Origin of the sequence: Streptomyces populi (assembly GCF_002911015.1) — a bacterium.
GTDB classification, from domain to species: domain Bacteria; phylum Actinomycetota; class Actinomycetes; order Streptomycetales; family Streptomycetaceae; genus Streptomyces; species Streptomyces populi.
Genome location: NZ_KZ626880.1, coordinates 26,120 through 46,113, shown reverse-complemented (window position 1 = coordinate 46,113; position 19,994 = coordinate 26,120). Strand labels below are relative to the sequence as shown.

The following is a 19,994-nucleotide window of genomic DNA, read 5'->3' as shown; positions in this document are numbered from 1 at the left end:
ACATGACCAGCACCACCGAACCCACCGAGCCCCTGTCGGTCGAACAGCTCTCGGCGACCACCCTGCTGCGCTTCGCGACCGCGGGCTCCGTCGACGACGGCAAGTCCACGCTCGTCGGACGACTGCTGCACGACTCGAAGTCGATCCTGACCGACCAGCTCGAGGCCGTCGAGCACGCCTCCCGCAACCGCGGCCAGGACACCCCCGACCTCGCGCTGCTCACCGACGGTCTGCGGGCCGAGCGCGAGCAGGGCATCACCATCGACGTCGCCTACCGCTACTTCGCCACCGCGCGCCGCCGGTTCATCCTCGCCGACACCCCCGGGCACGTTCAGTACACCCGGAACATGGTCACCGGCGCCTCCACCGCGGACCTCGCCGTCGTGCTCGTCGACGCCCGCAACGGGGTCATCGAGCAGACCCGCCGGCACGCCGCCGTCGCCGCGCTGCTGCGCGTCCCGCACGTGGTGCTCGCCGTCAACAAGATGGACCTCGTCGGCTACGAGGAGTCCGTCTTCGCCGCGATCGCCGAGGAGTTCACGGCGTACGCCTCCGAGCTGGGCGTCCCCGAGATCACCGCGATCCCGATCTCGGCGCTCGCCGGTGACAACGTCGTGGAGCCGTCCGCGAACATGGACTGGTACGGCGGCCCGACGGTCCTGGAGCACCTGGAGACCGTTCCGGTCAGCCACGACCTGGCGCACTGCCACGCCCGGCTGCCCGTGCAGTACGTGATCCGCCCGCAGACCGCCGAGCACCCGGACTACCGGGGTTACGCGGGCCAGATCGCCGCCGGTTCGCTGCGCGTCGGCCAGGAGATCACCGTGCTGCCGTCCGGGCGCACCTCGACGATCTCCGGGATCGACCTGCTGGGCGAGCCCGTCGACATCGCGTGGACCCCGCAGTCGGTGACCGTCCTGCTGAAGGACGACATCGACATCTCCCGCGGCGACCTGATCGTGCCGAGCAAGGACGCGCCCGCGACCACGCAGGACGTCGAGGCGACCGTCTGCCACGTCGCCGACGAGGCACTCACCGTCGGCCACCGGGTGCTGCTCAAGCACGGCACCCGCACGGTCAAGGCGATCGTCAAGGACATCCCGTCCCGGCTCACCCTCGACGACCTCTCGCTGCACCCGCACCCGGGCCGGCTGGTCGCCAACGACATCGGCCGCGTCAAGATCCGCACCGCCGAGCCGCTCCCGGTCGACTCCTACGCGGACTCCCGCCGCACCGGCGCGTTCATCCTCATCGACCCCTCCGACGGCACCACGCTGACCGCCGGCATGGTCGGCGAGTCCTTCGCCGCGCCGCAGCCGGTCAAGGACGAGTCCGACGACGACGGCTGGGACTTCTGACATGAACCCCATCGACATCTACGCGACGTTCGCAAAGGAGGGCGGCCGCGTCGGCAGCGGCGCCCTCGGCAGCGGGCAGGGCGGGGTGGCGCGATGTGCGCGATGACGTACGCGCACTGCCTGCGCGCCCCGTCCCCCCACCGGACGTCCCCGTTACGACGAAGACCTGCCGACCTCCCGGCCACGACCTGAGACAGGCGTGACCGCCGGGCCACCGAGAGGAACACCTCCCGTGTCTGCCATCCGCTCCACGCGCACCAAGCTGCTCGGCCGCGGTATCGCCCTCGTCACCGCTCTCCCCCTGCTGGCGCTCGCCGCTTGCAGCTACGGTTCCGAGGCCAAGGACGACAATTCCGCGGCCAAGGTCGCCGCCGGCTCGAAGAAGATCGACGGACTCGACTCCGTGAAGATCGGCTACTTCGGCAACCTGACGCACGCCACCGCGCTGGTCGGCAACCAGAAGGGCTTCTTCCAGAAGGCGCTCGGCGCCACCGAGGCGAAGTACCAGATCTTCAACGCCGGGCCCTCCGAGATCGAGGCGCTCAACTCGGGCTCCATCGACATCGGCTGGATCGGCCCCTCGCCGTCCATCAACGGCTTCACCAAGTCCGAGGGCAAGAGCCTCAGGATCATCGGCGGTTCGGCCTCGGGCGGCGTCAAGCTCGTGGTGAACCCCAAGAAGATCAAGTCCCTGAAGGACGTCAAGGGCAAGAAGATCGCGACGCCGCAGCTCGGCAACACGCAGGACGTCGCGTTCCTCAACTGGGCGGCGGAGCAGGGCTGGAAGGTCGACGCGCAGAGCGGCAAGGGTGACGTGTCGGTCGTCCGCACCGACAACAAGATCACCCCGGACGCCTACAAGTCCGGTTCCATCGACGGCGCCTGGGTGCCGGAGCCGACCGCGTCCAAGCTGGTCGCCGAGGGCGCCGAGGTGCTGCTCGACGAGTCGGACCTGTGGCCCGACAAGAAGTTCGTGATCACGAACATCATCGTGTCGCAGAAGTTCCTCGAGGCGCACCCGAAGGTCGTCGAGGCGGTCCTGAAGGGCTCCGTCGAGACCAACAAGTGGATCAACGCCAACCCGGACGACGCCAAGGCCGCCGCGAACAAGCAGCTGGAGGCCGACTCGGGCAAGGCGCTGCCGGCGAACGTCCTGGACCCGGCCTGGAAGTCCATCCAGATCACCAACGACCCGCTGGCCTCCACGCTGAACACCGAGGCGGACCACGCGGTGAAGGCCGGTCTCCTGGAGAAGCCCGACCTGACGGGCATCTACGACCTCGCGCTCCTGAACAAGGTTCTCGCCGCCGCGGGCGAGAGCAAGGTCGACGACGCCGGTCTCGGCGTCAAGTAAGCCCGGATCCCGATGAGTTCCCAGGAGGTGACGACCATGGCAACGACGCTCGCCAAGGCCGCCGACGGCGCCGACACGACCGAGTACGCCGCCCGCATCGAGCACGTCTCGAAGTCCTTCACCGGACCTGCGGGACCCCAGCTCGTCCTCGACGACATCACCCTCGATGTCGCGCCGGGCGAGTTCGTCACCCTCCTGGGGGCCTCGGGGTGCGGCAAGTCCACACTGCTGAACCTGGTCGCGGGGCTGGACAGGCCCTCGGCCGGCACCATATCGACCAACGGGCGCCCCGCCCTGATGTTCCAGGAGCACGCCCTCTTCCCGTGGCTGACCGCGGGCAAGAACATCGAACTCGCCCTGAGGCTCCGGGGAGTCCCGAAGGCCGAGCGGCGCGGGCGGGCCGAGGAACTGCTCGAACTCGTCCGGCTCAAGGGCGCGTACGGCAAGCGGGTGCACGAGCTGTCCGGCGGTATGCGCCAGCGCGTGGCGATGGCCCGGGCGCTCGCCCAGGACAGCCAGATCCTGCTGATGGACGAACCGTTCGCGGCGCTGGACGCCATCACCCGGGACGTGCTGCACGACGAACTGACCCGGATCTGGCGCGAGACGGGACTGTCCGTCCTCTTCGTCACGCACAACGTCCGTGAGGCGGTCCGGCTCGCCCAGCGCGTGGTCCTGCTGTCCTCCCGCCCGGGGCGCGTCGCCCGGGAGTGGCGGGTGGACATCCCGCAGCCGCGCCGCATCGAGGACGCCCCCGTGGCGGAACTGTCCGTCGAGATCACCGAAGAACTGCGTGGGGAGATCCGCCGTCATGGCCAGCACTGAGACGAAGTCCGACGAGGCGGTCAAGGACACCGACGGCCTTGGCGGGCTGGAGGCGGGCCTCGACGCGCTGGAGTCCTCCGTCGCCGGCCGCAGCTCCTTCGGGACGACGTTCCGGCAGAAGGTGCTGCCGCCGCTGATCGCGTTCGTGATCGTCCTGGCGGCCTGGCAGGCACTGATCACCTTCAAGATCGTCGACGACCCGACCAAGCTGCCCTCGCCGTCCGACGTCTGGAACGAGGTCCGGAACGCCTGGCTCCAGGGCACGCTGCTCGACTACATCTGGACCAGCGTCTCGCGCGGTCTGCTCGGCTTCCTGTTCGCCCTGGTGATCGGGACCCCCCTCGGCCTGCTGGTGGCCCGGGTGAGGTTCGTGCGCGCCGCGATCGGCCCGATCCTGTCGGGTCTTCAGTCCCTGCCCTCGGTGGCGTGGGTACCGCCGGCGGTGATCTGGCTGGGCCTGAACAACTCGATGATGTACGCGGTGATCCTGCTCGGCGCGGTCCCCTCGATCGCCAACGGGCTGGTGTCGGGCGTGGACCAGGTACCGCCGCTGTTCCTGCGGGCGGGCCGCACGATGGGCGCGACGGGTCTGCGCGGGACCTGGCACATCGTGATGCCGGCCGCGCTGCCCGGATACCTCGCCGGTCTGAAGCAGGGCTGGGCCTTCTCCTGGCGCTCCCTGATGGCCGCGGAGATCATCGCCTCCTCCCCCGACCTCGGCGTGGGCCTCGGCCAGCTGCTGGAGAACGGCCGCAACGCCAGCTCCATGCCGATGGTCTTCCTCGCCATCTTCCTCATCCTGTTCGTCGGCATCGCCATCGACCTCCTGATCTTCAGCCCGGTGGAGCGGTGGGTGCTGCGCAGCCGCGGACTCCTGGTGAAGGGCTGACCCCGTCATGAGCAGCAGGCCCGAGCGTCCCGTCCTCGTCGTCATCGCCCACGGCAGCCGCGATCCGCGGCACGCCGCGACGGTGCACGCCCTGGTGGAGAGGGTGCGCGCCCAGCGCCCGGGCCTGCGCGTGGAGACCGGGTTCCTCGACTTCAACATCCCCTCCGTGCAGGGGGTGCTGGAGTCCCTGGCGGCCGAGGGGGTACGGGACGTGGTGGCGCTGCCGCTGCTGCTGACCCGCGCCTTCCACGCCAAGTCGGACATCCCGGCGGTGCTGCGCGAGGCACCGTCACGGCTGCGGATCCGGCAGGCGGAGGTGCTCGGCCCGTCCCCGCTGCTGACGGCCGCGCTCGAACGCCGGCTGTACGAGGCGGGGATCACGCCCGCCGACAAGTCCCGGACCGGGGTCGTGCTGGCCTCGGCCGGGTCCACCGACCCGGAGGCGATCGCGGTGATCGCAGAAATCGCGCGGGAGTGGCGGCACACCGGTTGGTGCGCCGTGCGGCCCGCGTTCGCCTCCGCATCCCTTCCCCGCACCGAGGACGCCGTCCGCGAGCTGCGCGCCCTCGGCTGCGAACGCGTCGCCGTCGCCCCGTACGTCCTGGCCCCCGGCTTCCTGCCGGACCGCATCGCCCGGGGCGCCGCCGGGGCGGACGTGCTCGGCGACGTCCTCGGTCCCGCGCCGGAGGTCGCGCGGGTCCTGCTGGACCGCTACGACGAGGCCCGGACGCCGTTCCTGTCCGCGATCGGCGCCTGACCTCCACGCGGCGGCGGGTGCTCCGGGGCGGTCAGTCGAAGGAGAGGCCGCCCGTCCGGGTCCGCTTGAGCTCGAAGAAGTCGGGGTGGGCGGCGAGGACACGGAAGCTGTCGAAGAGTTCGGCGGCCTTCTCGCCGCGCGGAACGGCCCGGAGCACGGGGCCGAACCACACCGTTCCGTCGACGTGGAGGGTGGGGGTGCCGACATAGGCGCCGGAGTCCGCCTCGGTCCCGGCGTCGTGGCTGCGGCGCACCGCCTCGTCGTACGAGGGGTCGTGGGCCGCGTCGGCGAGGGCGGCCGGGAGCCCCAGCTCGGCGAGCGCCTCGGCGGTCACCGCGTCGAAGTCCTTCATCCCGCGCTGGTGGATGCGGGTGCCGAGGGCGGTGTAGAGATCGCGCAGCACCTTCTCGCCGTGCGCCTCCGCCGCGGCCACCGCGACCCGCACCGGCCCGATGGAACGGTCCACCAGGTCCCGGTACCAGTCGGGCAGTTCGTTGCCGGTGTTGTGCAGGTACAGGCTCATGGCGTGGAACCGGAGGTCGAGCGGACGGCGCCGCTCGACCTCGAGGATCCAGCGCGAGGTGATCCAGGCGAAGGGGCAGGCGGGGTCGAACCAGAAGTCGACCCGGGTGGGTGATGTCGTCGTCATGCCGTCGAGGCTAGTCACGCGGTGGTACAGGATCCCGGCCCAATCACGCACGGAAATCATGGGCCAATTCTCCGGTTCGGCCCCGGCCGCACGACCCGCTGCCCGTCCCCGGCCGCACGACCCGCGCCCCGTCCCCGGCCGCACGGCCCGGCGGCCGCTACGCCGTGGACCGGCGCGGATCCCGGCCGCTGTGGGCGAGGGCGCGGTCGAAGGCGGGGGCGTCCTCGGGGACGTCCACCGGGTCGGCGAAGCCGTCGTAGCGGCGGTAGAGCTCGGCGTGGGTGTCGACCACGTCGAGGACGAACCGGGCGGCGCCGTCCGAGACGCGGAAGGTCCCTCCCGTGGCCGCGGCGACGTCCCAGCCGTGCACCGCCATCTCCTTGACGATCATCGAGGCGATGTCCGCCGCGGGCATCCTCTCCGTCCCGAGGGGGACCTCGCCGTCCCACACGGCGGGGTCGTCCCAGGCCGCGACCGCCCGGTCGAGCTGCTCGGCGTAGGCCTCGGCCCAGCCGGGTTCGGCCGTGAAGTCGCGCGCGGTCAGCTCCTCGGGGAGCTGCTTGCGCAGGGCCCGGTGCTCCAGGCCGTGCGAGGTGTAGAGGACCCAGTGGTTGACCAGGGTGCGGACGTCCCAGTCCGTGCAGTACGAGGGACCGGACAGCTGTCCGTCCGTGACCCCGCGGGCCACCCGGGCGGCCTCTGCGGCGCATTCGACCATGTGCGGATACACGTTCTTGTACGCATCGTTCATGGCTTCCACGCTACGGACGCGGGGGCCGTGCCTCTTGAACAAACGCGACAGTCCCCGCGGGACCGTACGGCGTGCCCTGGTGGAAGTACAGGAGCCAATCGTCCCCGACCCTCCGCCACAGCGAACTGCGGTGCGCCCGGCGGCCGTTGCTGTCGGTGTCGAAGGTCAGGTGGACCAGGTCGGGGGCGAGCTGCACCCCCTTCATCCGTGAGGTGGTGATCCGGCCGCCGTCCTCCATCCCGTCGGCCAGCGACACGACGGTCGAGGCGCGGTCCCAGACTTGGCCGGACGCGCCGAACTCGCGGAAGTCGGGGTGCAGCAGGGCGGCGACGAGGTCCGGCGAGCGGCGGACCGCCGGGTCGAGCAGGCGCAGCTCGTTCTCGACGGCGGCCTCGACGGCGGCGTTGTGCTCAGGCACCGGTCAGCTCCTCCAGTTTGACGACGGTGTTCCAGTTCCGCGTGGTGGCGAGGACGCCCTTGAGCAGCCTGGGCTTGGCCAGGGTCTCCGCCAGCCTGGAGCGGCCGAGGCCGTCGGGCGTGTGGAGGTACAGGGCGCGGTCACCGAGGCGGAACTCCTCGGGGAAGAAGGCCGCGGGCTCGACGGAGGCGAAGCGCCCGGCGTCGACGGGGTGCGAGAAGTACGTGACGTGCAGTTGCCTGGCCTCCAGCTCGGCCGCCGGGAACGGGCAGGCCTCCCGCACGGCCCGCAGATAGGCGTGATCGCGGACGAGCACTCCGACGCCGAAGCCGAAGTGCTTCTCGACGGCCCCGGACAGCTCCCCGGCGAGGGACTCCTCGTCGCCGCCGTCGCTGCTGAACACCGCGTTCCCGCTCTGGAGATAGGTGCGGACGTCGCCGTACCCGAGTCCTTCCATCAGGGTGCGCAGCTCGGCCATCGGCACCTTCTTCGCGCCGCCCACGTTGATGCCGCGCAACAGCGCCGCGTACGTCGTCGTCATCCGCCCACCATAGGCCGGGCGCGGCGTGCCGGGGGCGGGGCGCGACAGCCGGGCCCCGGGGTGTCCGGGAGCCGGGCCGACCCCTGAGCAATACCCCCGAGAAGTGCCGTTACGTGTAAGGGGCTTCCGTCCTCCCCAGTGGGGAGGACGCGGGGTCCGCGGGGAGGAGCGGGAGGTCCGGCGGTTCACCGGTCAGTACGAGGAGACGGGATTGTCGGGCCCATACCTTCATTACGGAAGGTGGCGGCAGGGGGCTGTCACCGTGCTCAAGGGGGCAGGCCCGTCATGGGGAACGCAGACACACGGGTGCGCGGCATCGCCGCGCGAGCAGGCGGCTGGAGCGCCCGCCACCGATGGGCCGCCGTCGGAATCTGGGTGCTCTTCGTCGTCCTGGCGATGGGCCTCGGCTCCGCGGCGGGCCGCGTCGACGTCAAGGAGAGCGACCAGCTCAAGGGCGAGACCCACACCGCCGCCAAGATCATCGAGGATGCCGGGATCGAGGAGCCGGCCGGCGAGACGGTTCTGGTCCAGGCGAAGGACGCGGGCACCAAGGCGACCGACGCCGACTTCAGGAGCGCGGTCTCCGCGGTGATCCAGGCGGTCGGCGCCACCGGCAAGGTCACCGACGTGACCTCGCCGTACGACACAAGAACGATCTCGAAGGACGGCCGCAGCGCGCTCGTCCAGTTCGACATGCGCGGCGACTCGGAGACGGCGGGCGACCGCGTCGAACCCGTGCTGAAGGCCGTCGAGCGCGTCCAGAAGGACCACGCCGGGCTGCGGATCGAGGAGATCGGCGGCGCCAGCATGATGAAGCAGTACGACGACGCGTTCGGCGACGACTTCCAGAAGGCCGAACTCTCCGCCGTCCCGGTGGCGCTGGGCATCCTGCTGATCGCGTTCGGCGCGCTGGTGGCGGCGCTGCTCCCGGTGGCGCTCGCCGTCACGGCCATCATGGCGACGATGGGCCTGATGGGCATCGTCAGCCATCTGATGCCGATGAGCGACACGGCCAACTCCGTGATGCTGCTGGTGGGTCTGGCCGTCGGTGTCGACTACTGCCTGTTCTACCTGCGGCGTGAGCGCGAGGAGCGCGAGGCCGGCCGCGACGCCGGTACGGCACTGCGGATCGCCGCCGCGACCAGTGGCCGCGCCATCATCGTCTCCGGGGTCACCGTGTGCGTGGCGATGGCGGGCATGCTCTTCACCGGGCTCGCCGAGTTCGAGGCGATGGGCCTGGCCTCCCTGATCGTCGTCGCCGTCGCCATGGTCGGCTCGGTCACCGTGCTTCCCGCGCTGCTCTCCCTGCTCGGCGACCGGGTCGAGAAGGGCCGTGTCCCGTTCCTGCACCGGGCCAAGCGGCGCGCCGCCGCCGCGGGCCGGAACAACCGCCGTACGGCCGACGAGGGCAGCCGGTTCTGGAGCGCCGTTCTGCGCGTGGTGCTCGCCAAGCCCGCCGTCTCCCTGGTCGTCGCGACGGGCGCGCTGCTCGCCGTCGCCGCCCCGGCGCTCGGCATGAAGACCCAGCAGCTCACCCTGGACAAGGAGTTCGGCGACTCGCTGTCGATCGTCGGCACCTACAACCGGGTCAACGAGGCCTTCCCCGGCGGCTCCGAGCCGGCCGAGGTGGTCGTCAAGGCGCGGGACATCAACGCCGCCGACGTGAAGGCCGCGCTCGCCGACTTCCGCGCGGCGGCGGTCAGTTCGGGTGCCTCGCGCGGTCCGGTCGACATCAAGGTGCACGCGGAGCAGAACGTCGCCCTCGTCTTCGTCCCGCTGGTCGGAGGCTCCGACCAGGGCAAGGCGGAGAAGAGCCTGGAGCTGCTGCGCGACACGGTGCGTCCGCGGACGCTCGGCAAGGTCGACGGTCTCCAGGCGCCCGTCACCGGCCAGGTCGCGGGATCGCACGACTTCAACGACCAGCTCATCGGCTCGGTGACCCCGGTGTTCGCCTTCGTGGTCGTGTTCGCCTTCGTCCTGATGCTGCTCTCCTTCCGCTCCCTGACGATCGCGATCACCTCGATCATGCTCAACCTCCTCTCGGTGGCGGCCGCCTACGGCATCCTGGTCGCGGTCTTCCAGCACGGCTGGGGCGCGTCCCTGGTGGGTGCGGAGGGCGTCGGCGCCATCGTCACCTGGCTGCCGCTGTTCCTGTTCGTGATCCTCTTCGGGCTCTCGATGGACTACCACGTGTTCGTGGTGTCCCGGATCCGTGAGGCACGGCTGCGGGGCCGCAGCACCAAGGACGCCATCCGGCACGGGGTGGTCACCACGGCCGGTGTCGTCACCAGCGCCGCCGTCATCATGGTCGCCGTCTTCGCGATCTTCGGAACCCTGTCCATGCAGTCCATGAAGCAGATGGGCGTGGGCCTGGCGGCCGCGGTGCTCATCGACGCGACGATCATCCGGGGCGTCCTGCTCCCGGCGGTCATGGCCCTGCTCGGCGAGCGCAACTGGTACCTGCCGAAGTGGCTGAACCGGATGCCCGACCTCACCCACGACGAGGCTCCCGAGGCCGCTCTGCCTCCGGTGCTGCCCCAGGGCGAGCGGGCCGGGGTGTAGCCGGGCGCCGGAACGACCGGCACGGCAGCACCGCACTTTCCGGGCCCGTCGGCCTCCGCTTCGGGGGAGGCCGACGGGCCCTGCCGCTTCTCCGGTGCGGCACGGTCTCCCGGACGGCCCCCGCCGGTGAACGGGGCTCAGGCGGCCTTGGTCACCGCGTCGCGCTCGAACGAATTGATCGTGCGCGTGAAGTCCCGGGTGGACAGCAGAAGCTTGTAGATGATGGCGAGTTCGAAAACAAGAAGCAGCACACCGGAGACGACTGTCGCCTCCAGGACCGCGTCGAGAAGCGGACCGATGATGAAGGCACCCATCTGGAATTCGATTCCGCTGACCAGATGCGGGCGAATCCGGTATCGCAGCAGAAAGGCACGCACCCTCAGATAAGCCGGAAAACGGAGACGGAACTCCCGCTGCAGATCGATCACCCGGGGCGAGGGAACGGCCGTCGCGCTCTCGGCGGCCTCCACCTCGGCTTCCACCCCTGCCTCCACCCCGGCGGCCGCCCCGGCCCTGCTCGCGTCCTGCTCGATGTCGGCCTCGGGGTTGTCGCGCAGCAAGTCCTCCATGAAGGCCAGTTCGGCCTGGTTCTCGGCACGACGCGCCTCCCGCAGCCGGGACTTGATCTGCTTGCGCATCGTGTGGCGTATCTTGAAGATCTCCAGGGAGTTGATGTAGCGCAGGGTGTCGAGTCCCACGACGGCGAGGGCCAGCCAGATGTACAGCTCGTCCCCGCTGCGCCCGTACTGGCCGGCCATCAGCGCCACCGCGCACGCGGCCACCCGGATGCGGTCGAAGACGAAGTCCAGCCAGGCTCCGAACACCGAGCCCTGACCGGTGAGCCGGGCGAGCTTGCCGTCCATGCAGTCGAAGATGAAGCTGACGTGGTAGACGGCCGCGCCCACGACGAGCCAGCGCCAGTCACCGAGCGCGAAACAGGCCGCCGAGACCAGACCGAGCAGGAACGCGCCCCAGGTGATCTGGTTCGGTGTGACCCGCGTCCGCATGGCGAGCTGCCTGACCAGCGGTGTGGCGACCGGGTCGACGAGCAGCACCGTCCACCACGCGTCACGCTTCTTCTCCGTGATACGCCGCACCTCGGCGAGGTCCGGAACGTCTCGACGTACGAGTCTCATGGGCCAACTTCCTGACGTTCGGTTGGAATTAACCTCACGCTAGGAATCCCTTTACCCAAGTCACAAGATCCGCTCCGTGCAACCTTTCCGCAGGATCAATGGTCCAACCGATACCCGAGTCCACGGGATTTTCGAGCGACCCCTGCGTTATTCGAGCGTTACACAATGACCCGACCGTTATTGAATGTGCGCCAGGACTTCACCTCCCGGGTACAACCCCCACGGAAGGGCGTCGCACGGCTGAGGACACCGCGCACCCGGTCCGGCCTGGGGAAATGCGACACTGGCCGCCGGACGGCGGGAACCCGGAGCCGTCGTACGCGAGGGCCGCGCGGACGGTGCGCGGGGACACGGAGGCGAGCGATGGACGAGGCACGGGCGCGGGACGTACTGGCCGCGGCGAAGGTGCTGCCGGGACCGGTGCGGGACGCGTCGCTCCTCGCCCTCGGCGAGAACGCGGTGTTCGGCGTCGGCGACCTGGTCGTCAAGGTGGGGCGCGATGCCGAACTCCACGACCGTGCGCGCCGGGAACTGGCCGTCGCCGCCTGGCTCGCCGACTCGGGCGTCCCCGCGGTGCGGGCCGCCGAGCCGGAGGCGCTACTGGTCGACGGACACCCCGTGACGGTGTGGCACCGGCTGCCCGACGCCGTCCGCCCCGCCGAGCCGGGCGATCTGGCCGGACTGCTGCGGGTGGTGCACGCGCTGCCCTCGCCCTCCTTCGCGCTGCCGCCCCGCGAACTCCTCGGCGGCGTGGAGCGCTGGCTGCGCCTGGCGGGCGACGCGATCGCCACCGCGGACGCGGCGTACCTGCGGGAGCGGCGCGACGGCTTCGCCGCCGCGGCCGCCGCGCTCACCCCGCAGCTGCCGCCGGGCCCGATCCACGGCGACGCGCTGCCCCGCAACGTCCACGTCGGCCCGGACGGCCCGGTCCTGGTCGACCTGGAGACCTTCTCCGCGGATCTGCGGGAGCACGACCTGGTGGTCATGGCCCTCTCCCGGGACCGCTACGGGCTTCCCGCCGAGGCCTACGACTCCTTCACGAAGACGTACGGCTGGGACGTCCGGGCGTGGGAGGGCTGCTCGGTGCTCCGGGGCGCCCGCGAGACCGCGAGCTGTGCCTGGGTCGCCCAGCACGCGCCGACGAACCCGAGGGCGCTGGCCGAGTTCGAACGCCGGGTGGCATCACTGCGGGACGGCGACGAGACGGTGCGCTGGTACCCGTTCTGACCTGATCCCGGTGCCCGCCGGGGCCGCCCGGAGGCCGGATGGCCGCCCGGGGTCTCCCGATGACCGGTGTCCACCCGGGACCGACCGGACACCAGAAGCCCGCCGGAGCACCCGAGGTCTCCCGGGCCCGCCCGAGCGCCTTGCGTCTCCCCGGGCCCGCCAGGGACCGCCCGCGTCGCCCGGAGTCACCCGGGTGGCTCGGGGGCGGCCGGGTGGCTCGGGGTCGGCCGGGCTCGGGCGAGCGCGCCCTGAGCCCCGCTCGGGTCAGACGCGTTCGTCCGCCAGGTCCCGCAGCGGCCAGGACCCGTCCACGACCGCGTCCGTCTCGCCCTTGCGGCGCAGGAAGGACTGGAAGTCCGCCGCCCACTCCGCGTACCACTCGATCTGCCGGCGGTGCAGCTCGGCGGGACCGAGGGCCGCGACCCCGGGGTGGCGGCCGGCTATCGCGCAGGCGAGCCGGGCGGCGGCGGAGGCGTCGTGGGCGGAGCCCAGGACCACTCCGTACTCGGTGCAGACCGCCTCCAGATTGCGCTTGCCGTTGCCGAGACTGTAGTCAGGTCTCGGCATTCCGAGTATTTCGGCCCGGAAGGTCCGTCACATCACCAAAGCGTGAGGGCTTCGGCTTGAGGACGGTCTCTCGTTTCCTCCTGCTGCTGTTGCGGCAGGGTTGTGCCACCTGCCCGCCCCGCCTCCGCCTTGCGGCGGGGGCGAGTGGCGCGGGTCCTACGGTCGGCTCCACGAGGCTTCGACACCACCGGGGTGGTGTCCTGGTCTCCGGCCACTCCGGTACCAGTGGTGCAGGCTGCCGCGAGTGCGGCGAGGTTGCGTGCGGCGTTATCGTCCCGGTCGATGACCAGGTGACAGGCGTCGCATGCGTAGGTCCGGACGTGCAGCGGCAGCTTGGCTTTCACCGCGCCGCACCCGGAACAGGTTTTCGAGGAGGGGTACCAGCGGTTCGCCGTGATGACGGTCGTGGCGTGGCGTTGGCGGGTCTTGTAGGTGAGCTGTCGGCGGATCTCGCCGAGCCCGGCGTCGGCGATGCGGCGGGCCAGGCGCCGGTTGCGGAGCATGCCGGCGACGTTCAGGTCCTCGACCACGACCGTGCCGTACTCGGCCGCCACCGCGGTGGTCAGCTTGTGCAGGGTGTCCTCGCGGAGGTTCGTCACCCGGTGGTGGACCTTGTTTCGCCGGGCGTTGGCCTTCTCCCAGCGGCGGGACGGCCTCTGTCCGGTCCTGCGGTCAGGGCCGCGGCGCCGGGACACCACCCGGGAGGCGCGGCGCAGCTGACCGCGCGCCCGGTCGTAGTGCCCGGGATTTGCGACGGTACGGATCTCGCCGGTGCTGTCGGCCAGGACCGCCAGATTCTTCACCCCGAGGTCGATGCCGACCGCCATGTCCGGCCGCGCCACACGTTCGAGGTCCCGTTTCACCTCTGCTTGGAAGGACACGAACCAGCGTCCACGTTCATGGCGGACGGTGGCGGACAGGATCCGGGCGGTCCCGGCCCTGACACGGGACAGGAGCTTGACGGTGGGTTCATGGGTGCGGATCGTGCCCAGCCTGGGCAGCGTGGCGTGCCGGCCGTCGACGTCCACGCGGATCGCGCCAGTCGTGAACCGGCAGGACAGACGCGCCTTCCGCTTCGACTTGAACCGCGGCGCGCCCATCCGCCCGCCGCGCCGCTTGCCCTGCTGGGACTTCGCGTAGTTGTCGAACGCCGTGGACGCGTTCGCCAGGCCGGTGGAGTACGCCTCCTTGGAGTTGTCCTCCCACCAGGCGGCGAACCTCGGATCGGTGTGCTTGACGACGTTGAACGCCTTCCGCAGGGAAGGCAGCGACCACGGCCGCCATTCTGTCAGTCCGGCCTCGGGAATCCCGTAGGACTCCTCCGCCTTACGCTGCCACCACGACGCCTCGACCCAGCCGACAGCCCAGTTGTAGGCCGCGCGGGCCGCACCGCAGTGCGAGCGCAACGCGGCCTCCTGAGAGGCACTCGGGTCCAGGGCGAACCGGAACGCCTGCACCACGAACCCGGGCTGCGGCCGGAACTTCTTCACTCGGCGGCCTCGCCGGTCGCGACGGCCACCGCGCGGGCGGCCCGGTTCTTCGCCGCCCTCTGCCCGTACAGGCGGGCACACATCGACGTCAGCACCTCGGTGATGTTCCGTACGAGGTCATCGGCGGTCTCGGTGGGATCGAGGACGACCAGACGCCGCCCGGACGCCGACAGAGCAGCTTCCAGGTGCTCGACGCCGAACCGGGCCAGCCGGCCACGGTGCTCGACCACGATCACCGCGGCGGACGGGTCGCACAGGATGCGGTGCAGCTTGCGACGCCGGCCGTTCAACCCTGAGCCGACTTCGGTGACGACCTCGGCGACGGCCAGACCGAGCCCGTTCGCACCGGACACGACGCGGGCGGCCTGCTGCTCAAGGTCGGCTTTCTGGTCGGCGGACGACACACGGCAGTACGCCACCACACGCCCGGACGGCTGGACAGCGACCTCGTCGACCAGCCACGTTCCGGACGGCGCCTGACGGACCGGGACGGGCATCCTCCCGTCCTTCACCCACCGCCAGGCGGTCTGGTAGCTCACGCCCTGCTGACGGGCCCACTCCGAAAGCTTCACGAGAACCAAGATATGTGAGACATACGACTACAGATGACCATGAATGACTAGAAAATCCGTAGCAGCTTTCACCCTTGCACGTCGGAACGCTGAACGACTGCTACTACCAGCCCGAAACCGCCCTCTGCCGTACTGTCGGCAGTACGGACCAACCCATGCTCAACAACTGCCGCCCGGATCGCTGCGGGAACTCGACCATCACGACCCGGCATCGCAACGGGTGGGAAGCAGCACGCGGAAACACCGAGCGCGCACTGGCCTTCGTGGGACTCTCCGATCTCCAGCGAACAGCTCTGCGAGAGCGTCTCAACGACGTCAGCAAAGTGATCGAGGGGATCGACCGTGCCAACGACTGACGCAACCGAAGCAGCCCTCCGAGCGGCTTCCGAACGCCTGCTCCGAGGGGAGCCCACCCGTAGCGACGGTTCCCTGACCATCGCCTCACTCGCCGTTGAAGCCGGCGTCAGCAGAGCCAGCGCCTACCGCTACCCCCATGTTCTGGCGGAATTCCGAGACCTCGTAGCCGATCGAGAAGAAGCGGCCGCACCCTCGGCCTCCCTCCGGCAGGAGGTCCAGGCACTGAAGGGCGCCGAGCGCCGACTCCGCCAAGAGCATGCGCGCGAGGTGCGGGAGCTACGCTCCTCGATCAACGTCCTCGCACAGCAGGTTCAGCTCCTCACCCTGGAGAACCGGTGCCTCTCCCAGGCAGCCGACCGAAGCGATCGCGTCACTCGCATCGATCGCCGCTGATCGATGCGACCTGATGCGGCACGGTATCCCGCTTGCAGAAGGTGATCGCGGTGGCCATCCTCGAAGGCGGCGATGCGTCGGCACCCGCCCCTCGCTCCCGATCACGAGATCGACCGCTGAGTGTGCATCGTCAACTACCACGGGGAGCAACGTGCCGCCTTTCGTCTACCGGATCACCAAGTACGACCCTGCCGACCGCGACGAGCACGGCAGCTACGTCGGCGCCGAGGATTCGACCAGCGACCACGGACCGGTCGAGGCTGCTTATCTGCAAGCGATCGCCGCCTTCGCCGAGGACACCGGCATCGAGCATCTGGCCATCCGTGAGCCGGGGATCTCCTCCGGCCTTGCCCACTTCGGCCTGGAGCCGGCGATCGACGGCCACGGTCTTGCCGGGCTCTTCCCACCCGATCTCAGCGGGTTCCACGACGGTGCCGAGGTGCCCCTCTCCCTCGGCCTGGAGCTGGTCAGGGTCATGCTCCGCGACAACGGTGCCTGGTGCCGTCTGGAGGCGGAGGACAGGTTCGTCGTGCAGGTCGGTTGGGACCAGTACGTCTGCGTCAGGAGTGACAGACCCTGCGAGCGCGCCTTTGCCCGCACCCGGGCTCTCGGCCTCTTCCCGGAGCGGCTGGATGCCTCGCCCTACGACGCGGACTTCGATGAGCCCGGCGTGCAGCGGCCCGCCGACGAGGACTTCTGGGCCCTTCTGCGCCGGTCCATCGCCATGCGGCAAGCAGCGATATTGGAGGAGGGGTACCTCCACAATGCCTCCCGCTGGCATCGCCTCACCGAGGACACCCTCGACGCGGTACGCGCCCGGCTCACCCCTCGTGCCCAGTTGACCGTCTGGCCGGACCTGTCCACCGATGTCGACGCGGTCCTCGCCTCGCTTCCCGACGAAGGTCCGGTGGAGTTCGTATGGGAGGACGAGAACGGGACCATCTCCAGCACGATGGCCGACGAGTCCGAGTACCGGGAGCTGACCGCCCGGGTGGCAGGCGCCCGTGCCGCTACGGCCCTGTCTTTGACCCTCGACGAACGCCACCCGCTGTTCACCGCGGTCCTGCCCGACAGCGACGGTGTTCTGCGCGCGCGGTGGAGAACCGATCCGACGCCGAGCGACCGGAACTGGGCCCTCCTGAAGACTCTCCACCGCGGGCAGATCGTCACCGGCACGGTCATGAAGATCGCCGACTTCGGCGTCACCTTCGTGGACATCGGCGGCTTCACCGCAATGATCAACATTCCAGAGCTGTCCTGGAGGAGCATCGATCACCCGTCCGACGTCGTCACCGTCGGACAGGAGATCTCGGCCGAGGTTCTCGACGTCGACATGGTGAGAGAGCGCGTGCCGCTGTCCTTGAAGGCATTGCAGGACGACCCGATGCCGCAGTTCATCCAGCAGGTCGGCCAGGTCGTGACCGGTGTCGTGACCAAACTCGTGCCGTTCGGCGCCTTCGTTCGCATCGAGGACCGAGAGGACGGCCTCGAGGGACTCGTGCACAACACCGAGTTGTCCGAGGACCCCGTTGCCGACCCGGAGGACGTCATTCAGGTCGGCGCCTCTCTTGTCGTGAAGATTCTCGACGTCGACCCCACCCGGCGGCGCATCACTCTGTCCCACCTTCAGGCTCTCGCGCACGGAGGGGCTTGACCCGTCCGAGCCGTCAGCTGCGCGGGATGACCGGCCAAGCCGACTCCACGACTGCCGTCGGGTTCGTGGTCCGCCGCAGGTACGCCTGCAAAGAGGCCGACTGCTCGGCCGCCGCTCGTACCTGGAGGTCGTGCAGGTCCGCCAGAGGCATCGTCCCGATGGACTGGCGCTTCTCCCCCATACGTCGCACCACACGAGCCGCAGCCACCGCGTCCGCTCTCGCATTGTGAGCGTCGTCGAGCGACACGCCGTAGTACGCGCACAGGGCGTGGAGGGCACGCGTGCCCTTCCGGTACTTGTCGATGTGCTTGTCGATCACCAAAGGATCCACAACCGGCGAGGGAACAGCACCCAGCCGCTCACTGAGCGGCTCCAGCCCGTACCGTCGGCACTCACGGTCCAGCAGTGACAGGTCGTAGCGCGCGTTCATCACGACCAGAGGCGTCCCTGCCTGCAGGACCTCTGCGACAGCATGTGTGATTTCCTCGATGGCGAGCGCGGCCGGGACTCCCTGCTCCCGGGCCTGCTCCGTCGAGATGCCGTGGATCGCCGCGGCCTCTTCGGGTATCGCCACCCCGGGGTCGAGCAGCCAGGTCCGTTCCGTCGAGACGGCCCCGTCCAGCTCCAGACGCACGACCGCCGCGGTGACTACGCGGTCGGTCTCGATGTCCGTGCCCGTGGTCTCCAGGTCGAAGGCCGCCAGAGGCCCAGTGATCCAGGTCATCACGCAGCCCCCGCTCCAGCGCAGACCGGAACCCGGCACGCTTCCGGATGAGACACCTGAGACGCGGCTGAGGTGCGTGGATAAAAGGCGGCGTTGTACGCGACGACCGGGACGCCGGTGCGCCAGTGGGTGACGAGGACCTCCGCGATGGCGTCGGCGACCTCGGCCGCGGGGCGGCCCTCGGCGGTCGCGCGCTCATTGGTGATCCCGTGCACCGCCACCGCGTCGGCCGGGATCTCCACACCCGGATCGGCCAGCCACTCGCGGCGGTCCAGCGGCTCTCCGCCCTTGACCTCTATCACGGCCCCCGTGACGATGCGCGACTCGCGCGGATCGGTCCCGGTCGTCTCCAGGTCGAAGCCGATCAGCAGCTCCCGGTGCCAGCCCATGGGCGGCCCCCCTTCTTCGTGGTGCTTTCCCCCAGTGGTCCCCACGATCCCATGAGCCACTGACAATCCGGGGAGCGTGTTCCACCGGGCCGGAAGGGACGGCCTTCAGGACACCGGCCGCGAATCGGCCCAGGCCGCCTCGAATTCTTCCCGATAGGTGGGGAAAAGTCCCTCTTCTCCGATCTGGTCCGGTCTGAGCACCCGGCTCCCGCCGCGCAGCACCAGGACCGGCGCCTCCATGCCCCGCGCGCGGCGCAGATAGGACTGCACGACCGCGATGCCGTCCGAGCCGTCCCCGTCGACGAGGTACGCGGTGAAACGGGGCGTCTCGTCGTAGACCTGGATCTCGAAGGCGTCCGGGTCGCGCAGCCGGGACCGCACGCGCCGCATGTGCAGGATGTTCATCTCGACCGACCGGCTCAGCTCGCCGCGCTTGATCCCGAGTTCGCGCTCACGCCGCTTGACCGCGCTGGACGCGGGGTTCAGGAACAGCAGCCGGGTGCGGCAGCCGGACTCGGCGAGACGGACCAGCCGGCGCCCGGAGAAGTTCTGCACCAGCAGGTTCAGACCGATGCCGACGGCGTCGAGCCGGCGGGCTCCGCCGAAGAGGTCCTCGGCGGGGAACTGGCGCAGCAGCCGCACCCGGTCGGAGTGCACGCCGACGACGTCCGCGTAGCGGTCGCCCACGAGGTCCTCGACGGCGTCCACGGGCAGCCGTCGCGCGGAGGGCACGTCACTGCCGGCGCCGAGGATCTCCAGGAGTCTCGCCGCGGCCCGCTCGGCCTGGTTCAGGACGGCCTCGGACAGGGCGCGGTTGCGCGACACGACGTTCCGGGTCACTTCCAGCTCGTCCAGAGCGAGTTCGACGTCCCTGCGTTCGTCGAAGTAGGGCTCGAAGCACGGCCAGTGCTGCACCATCAGCTCGCGCAGCTGGGGCAGCGTGAGGAAGCTCAGCACGTTGTCGTCGGCCGGGTCGAGCAAGTACCCCTTGCGGCGGCTGACTTCGCGCACGGCGACCGCGCGCTGCACCCATTCCTGTCCGGCCGGTCCCGCGGCGGCGACCACCCAGTCGTCGCCGTGGACGGGTTCGTAGACGGGCCGGAGAACAGCGGCCACGACCGCGCGCAGCCGCTGTTCCACCAGGTTCAGCCAGATGTAGGCGCGTCCGGCCCGCTGGGCACGCGTACGCACCTCACCCCAGGCGTCGGCGCCCCAGTCCAGTTCCGGTCCGATGGATCCCATCTCCATCGGCCGCGCCAGTGACACCGCGCCGGGTGGGACATCTGTGGAGTTCCCCTCGTGACCCTCGTCACCAGGAGGCAGCTCCAGCCCTCCCGAGCCCACCCACGCACCGCCTTCCGCTCCCCCGAGCACTCCCCAG

Annotated in this window: 18 protein-coding genes and 2 pseudogenes; 9 read left to right on the top strand and 11 right to left on the bottom strand. The window is 70.2% G+C overall.

The window, feature by feature from the left end:
- Positions 1 to 2 precede the first annotated feature (2 nt).
- The 5 genes from CW362_RS21540 (at position 3) to CW362_RS21515 (ending at position 5,183) form a co-directional block, all read left to right on the top strand.
- A complete protein-coding gene (locus CW362_RS21540) occupies positions 3 to 1,358 on the top strand; it encodes a sulfate adenylyltransferase subunit 1 (RefSeq protein WP_103551144.1) in 1,356 nt (451 codons plus the stop codon).
- A gap of 232 nt (positions 1,359 to 1,590) precedes the next feature.
- On the top strand, positions 1,591 to 2,712 hold the full coding sequence (locus CW362_RS21530; RefSeq protein ID WP_420856874.1) for an aliphatic sulfonate ABC transporter substrate-binding protein: 1,122 nt from the start codon (positions 1,591 to 1,593) through the stop codon (positions 2,710 to 2,712).
- A gap of 36 nt (positions 2,713 to 2,748) precedes the next feature.
- The gene (locus CW362_RS21525; protein WP_103551168.1) at positions 2,749 to 3,537 is read left to right on the top strand and encodes an ABC transporter ATP-binding protein; all 789 of its coding nucleotides are present in this window, start codon (positions 2,749 to 2,751) and stop codon (positions 3,535 to 3,537) included.
- Positions 3,524 to 4,426 (top strand): ABC transporter permease, encoded by a 903-nt coding sequence (locus tag CW362_RS21520; RefSeq protein WP_103551143.1) that lies wholly within the window; start codon positions 3,524 to 3,526, stop codon positions 4,424 to 4,426. The genes CW362_RS21525 and CW362_RS21520 overlap by 14 nt, the downstream gene beginning before the upstream one ends.
- A 7-nt stretch (positions 4,427 to 4,433) precedes the next feature.
- Positions 4,434 to 5,183 carry a sirohydrochlorin chelatase gene (locus tag CW362_RS21515; protein ID WP_103551142.1) on the top strand — a complete coding sequence of 250 codons (750 nt, stop codon included), beginning with the start codon at positions 4,434 to 4,436 and terminating at the stop codon, positions 5,181 to 5,183.
- Between the two features lie 31 nt (positions 5,184 to 5,214).
- Here the strand turns inward: CW362_RS21515 and CW362_RS21510 are convergent, their stop codons facing one another.
- The 4 genes from CW362_RS21510 to CW362_RS21495 all read right to left on the bottom strand — a co-directional run bounded on the left by CW362_RS21510 (position 5,215) and on the right by CW362_RS21495 (position 7,542).
- Entirely contained in the window at positions 5,215 to 5,832 is a 618-nt protein-coding gene (locus CW362_RS21510) for a mycothiol-dependent nitroreductase Rv2466c family protein (RefSeq protein ID WP_103551141.1), read from the bottom strand.
- Between the two features lie 157 nt (positions 5,833 to 5,989).
- Positions 5,990 to 6,583, bottom strand: coding sequence for a TIGR03086 family metal-binding protein (locus tag CW362_RS21505; protein WP_103551140.1), 594 nt, complete (start codon positions 6,581 to 6,583; stop codon positions 5,990 to 5,992).
- Positions 6,584 to 6,593: 10 nt separating this feature from the next.
- Positions 6,594 to 7,001 carry a nuclear transport factor 2 family protein gene (locus CW362_RS21500; protein WP_103551139.1) on the bottom strand — a complete coding sequence of 136 codons (408 nt, stop codon included), beginning with the start codon at positions 6,999 to 7,001 and terminating at the stop codon, positions 6,594 to 6,596.
- Positions 6,994 to 7,542, bottom strand: coding sequence for a DUF1697 domain-containing protein (locus tag CW362_RS21495; protein WP_103551138.1), 549 nt, complete (start codon positions 7,540 to 7,542; stop codon positions 6,994 to 6,996). Before CW362_RS21495 ends, CW362_RS21500 begins: the two co-directional genes overlap by 8 nt.
- A gap of 285 nt (positions 7,543 to 7,827) precedes the next feature.
- On the opposite strand from CW362_RS21495, the gene CW362_RS21490 reads away from it, so the two are divergent.
- Positions 7,828 to 10,104, top strand: coding sequence for an MMPL family transporter (locus tag CW362_RS21490; RefSeq protein ID WP_103551137.1), 2,277 nt, complete (start codon positions 7,828 to 7,830; stop codon positions 10,102 to 10,104).
- Between the two features lie 137 nt (positions 10,105 to 10,241).
- On the opposite strand, the gene CW362_RS21485 is transcribed toward CW362_RS21490, so the two are convergent.
- Complete coding sequence (locus CW362_RS21485; protein ID WP_103551136.1) at positions 10,242 to 11,240, bottom strand: CDP-alcohol phosphatidyltransferase family protein; 999 nt, start codon at positions 11,238 to 11,240, stop codon at positions 10,242 to 10,244.
- A gap of 363 nt (positions 11,241 to 11,603) precedes the next feature.
- Between CW362_RS21485 and CW362_RS21480 the strand changes: the two genes are divergently transcribed.
- A complete protein-coding gene (locus CW362_RS21480; protein ID WP_103551135.1) occupies positions 11,604 to 12,467 on the top strand; it encodes a phosphotransferase enzyme family protein in 864 nt (287 codons plus the stop codon).
- Positions 12,468 to 12,731: 264 nt separating this feature from the next.
- Here the strand turns inward: CW362_RS21480 and CW362_RS21475 are convergent.
- From CW362_RS21475 to CW362_RS21465, 3 genes and pseudogenes are all read right to left on the bottom strand, one after another.
- Positions 12,732 to 13,004, bottom strand: a pseudogene (locus CW362_RS21475) (3'-5' exonuclease family protein); the annotation flags it as partial.
- 62 nt (positions 13,005 to 13,066) lie between these two features.
- Positions 13,067 to 14,524 carry an IS607 family element RNA-guided endonuclease TnpB gene (gene tnpB / locus CW362_RS21470; protein WP_103551134.1) on the bottom strand — a complete coding sequence of 486 codons (1,458 nt, stop codon included), beginning with the start codon at positions 14,522 to 14,524 and terminating at the stop codon, positions 13,067 to 13,069.
- Positions 14,521 to 15,096, bottom strand: a complete 576-nt coding sequence (locus CW362_RS21465; protein ID WP_103551133.1) for an IS607 family transposase — start codon at positions 15,094 to 15,096, stop codon at positions 14,521 to 14,523. The genes tnpB and CW362_RS21465 overlap by 4 nt, the downstream gene beginning before the upstream one ends.
- 155 nt (positions 15,097 to 15,251) lie before the next feature.
- Here CW362_RS21465 and CW362_RS21460 point away from each other — a divergent pair, with 155 nt between their 5' ends.
- Positions 15,252 to 15,452: a hypothetical protein gene (locus tag CW362_RS21460; protein ID WP_162684168.1), complete on the top strand. Its 201-nt coding sequence runs from the start codon at positions 15,252 to 15,254 to the stop codon at positions 15,450 to 15,452.
- A 545-nt stretch (positions 15,453 to 15,997) separates the two neighbouring features.
- Positions 15,998 to 17,500 carry a S1 RNA-binding domain-containing protein gene (locus CW362_RS21450; protein WP_103551130.1) on the top strand — a complete coding sequence of 501 codons (1,503 nt, stop codon included), beginning with the start codon at positions 15,998 to 16,000 and terminating at the stop codon, positions 17,498 to 17,500.
- Between the two features lie 13 nt (positions 17,501 to 17,513).
- Here CW362_RS21450 and CW362_RS21445 read toward each other — a convergent pair whose 3' ends face one another.
- The 3 genes and pseudogenes from CW362_RS21445 to CW362_RS21435 all read right to left on the bottom strand — a co-directional run bounded on the left by CW362_RS21445 (position 17,514) and on the right by CW362_RS21435 (position 19,957).
- Positions 17,514 to 18,224, bottom strand: a complete 711-nt coding sequence (locus CW362_RS21445; protein ID WP_103551167.1) for a 3'-5' exonuclease — start codon at positions 18,222 to 18,224, stop codon at positions 17,514 to 17,516.
- Between the two features lie 83 nt (positions 18,225 to 18,307).
- A pseudogene (locus tag CW362_RS21440) lies at positions 18,308 to 18,613 on the bottom strand (exonuclease domain-containing protein); the annotation flags it as partial.
- A gap of 105 nt (positions 18,614 to 18,718) precedes the next feature.
- Positions 18,719 to 19,957 carry an SAV2148 family HEPN domain-containing protein gene (locus CW362_RS21435; protein WP_103551129.1) on the bottom strand — a complete coding sequence of 413 codons (1,239 nt, stop codon included), beginning with the start codon at positions 19,955 to 19,957 and terminating at the stop codon, positions 18,719 to 18,721.
- Positions 19,958 to 19,994 lie beyond the last annotated feature (37 nt).

Coding starts and splice junctions, on each gene's coding strand:
- CW362_RS21525 (WP_103551168.1), top strand. CDS start 2,749: ATGGCAACGACGCTCGCCAAGGCCGCCGACGGCGCCGACACGACCGAG.
- CW362_RS21510 (WP_103551141.1), bottom strand. CDS start 5,832: ATGACGACGACATCACCCACCCGGGTCGACTTCTGGTTCGACCCCGCC.
- CW362_RS21515 (WP_103551142.1), top strand. CDS start 4,434: ATGAGCAGCAGGCCCGAGCGTCCCGTCCTCGTCGTCATCGCCCACGGC.
- CW362_RS21480 (WP_103551135.1), top strand. CDS start 11,604: ATGGACGAGGCACGGGCGCGGGACGTACTGGCCGCGGCGAAGGTGCTG.
- CW362_RS21520 (WP_103551143.1), top strand. CDS start 3,524: ATGGCCAGCACTGAGACGAAGTCCGACGAGGCGGTCAAGGACACCGAC.
- CW362_RS21505 (WP_103551140.1), bottom strand. CDS start 6,583: ATGAACGATGCGTACAAGAACGTGTATCCGCACATGGTCGAATGCGCC.
- CW362_RS21460 (WP_162684168.1), top strand. CDS start 15,252: ATGCTCAACAACTGCCGCCCGGATCGCTGCGGGAACTCGACCATCACG.
- CW362_RS21490 (WP_103551137.1), top strand. CDS start 7,828: ATGGGGAACGCAGACACACGGGTGCGCGGCATCGCCGCGCGAGCAGGC.
- CW362_RS21540 (WP_103551144.1), top strand. CDS start 3: ATGACCAGCACCACCGAACCCACCGAGCCCCTGTCGGTCGAACAGCTC.
- CW362_RS21445 (WP_103551167.1), bottom strand. CDS start 18,224: ATGACCTGGATCACTGGGCCTCTGGCGGCCTTCGACCTGGAGACCACG.
- CW362_RS21485 (WP_103551136.1), bottom strand. CDS start 11,240: ATGAGACTCGTACGTCGAGACGTTCCGGACCTCGCCGAGGTGCGGCGT.
- CW362_RS21495 (WP_103551138.1), bottom strand. CDS start 7,542: ATGACGACGACGTACGCGGCGCTGTTGCGCGGCATCAACGTGGGCGGC.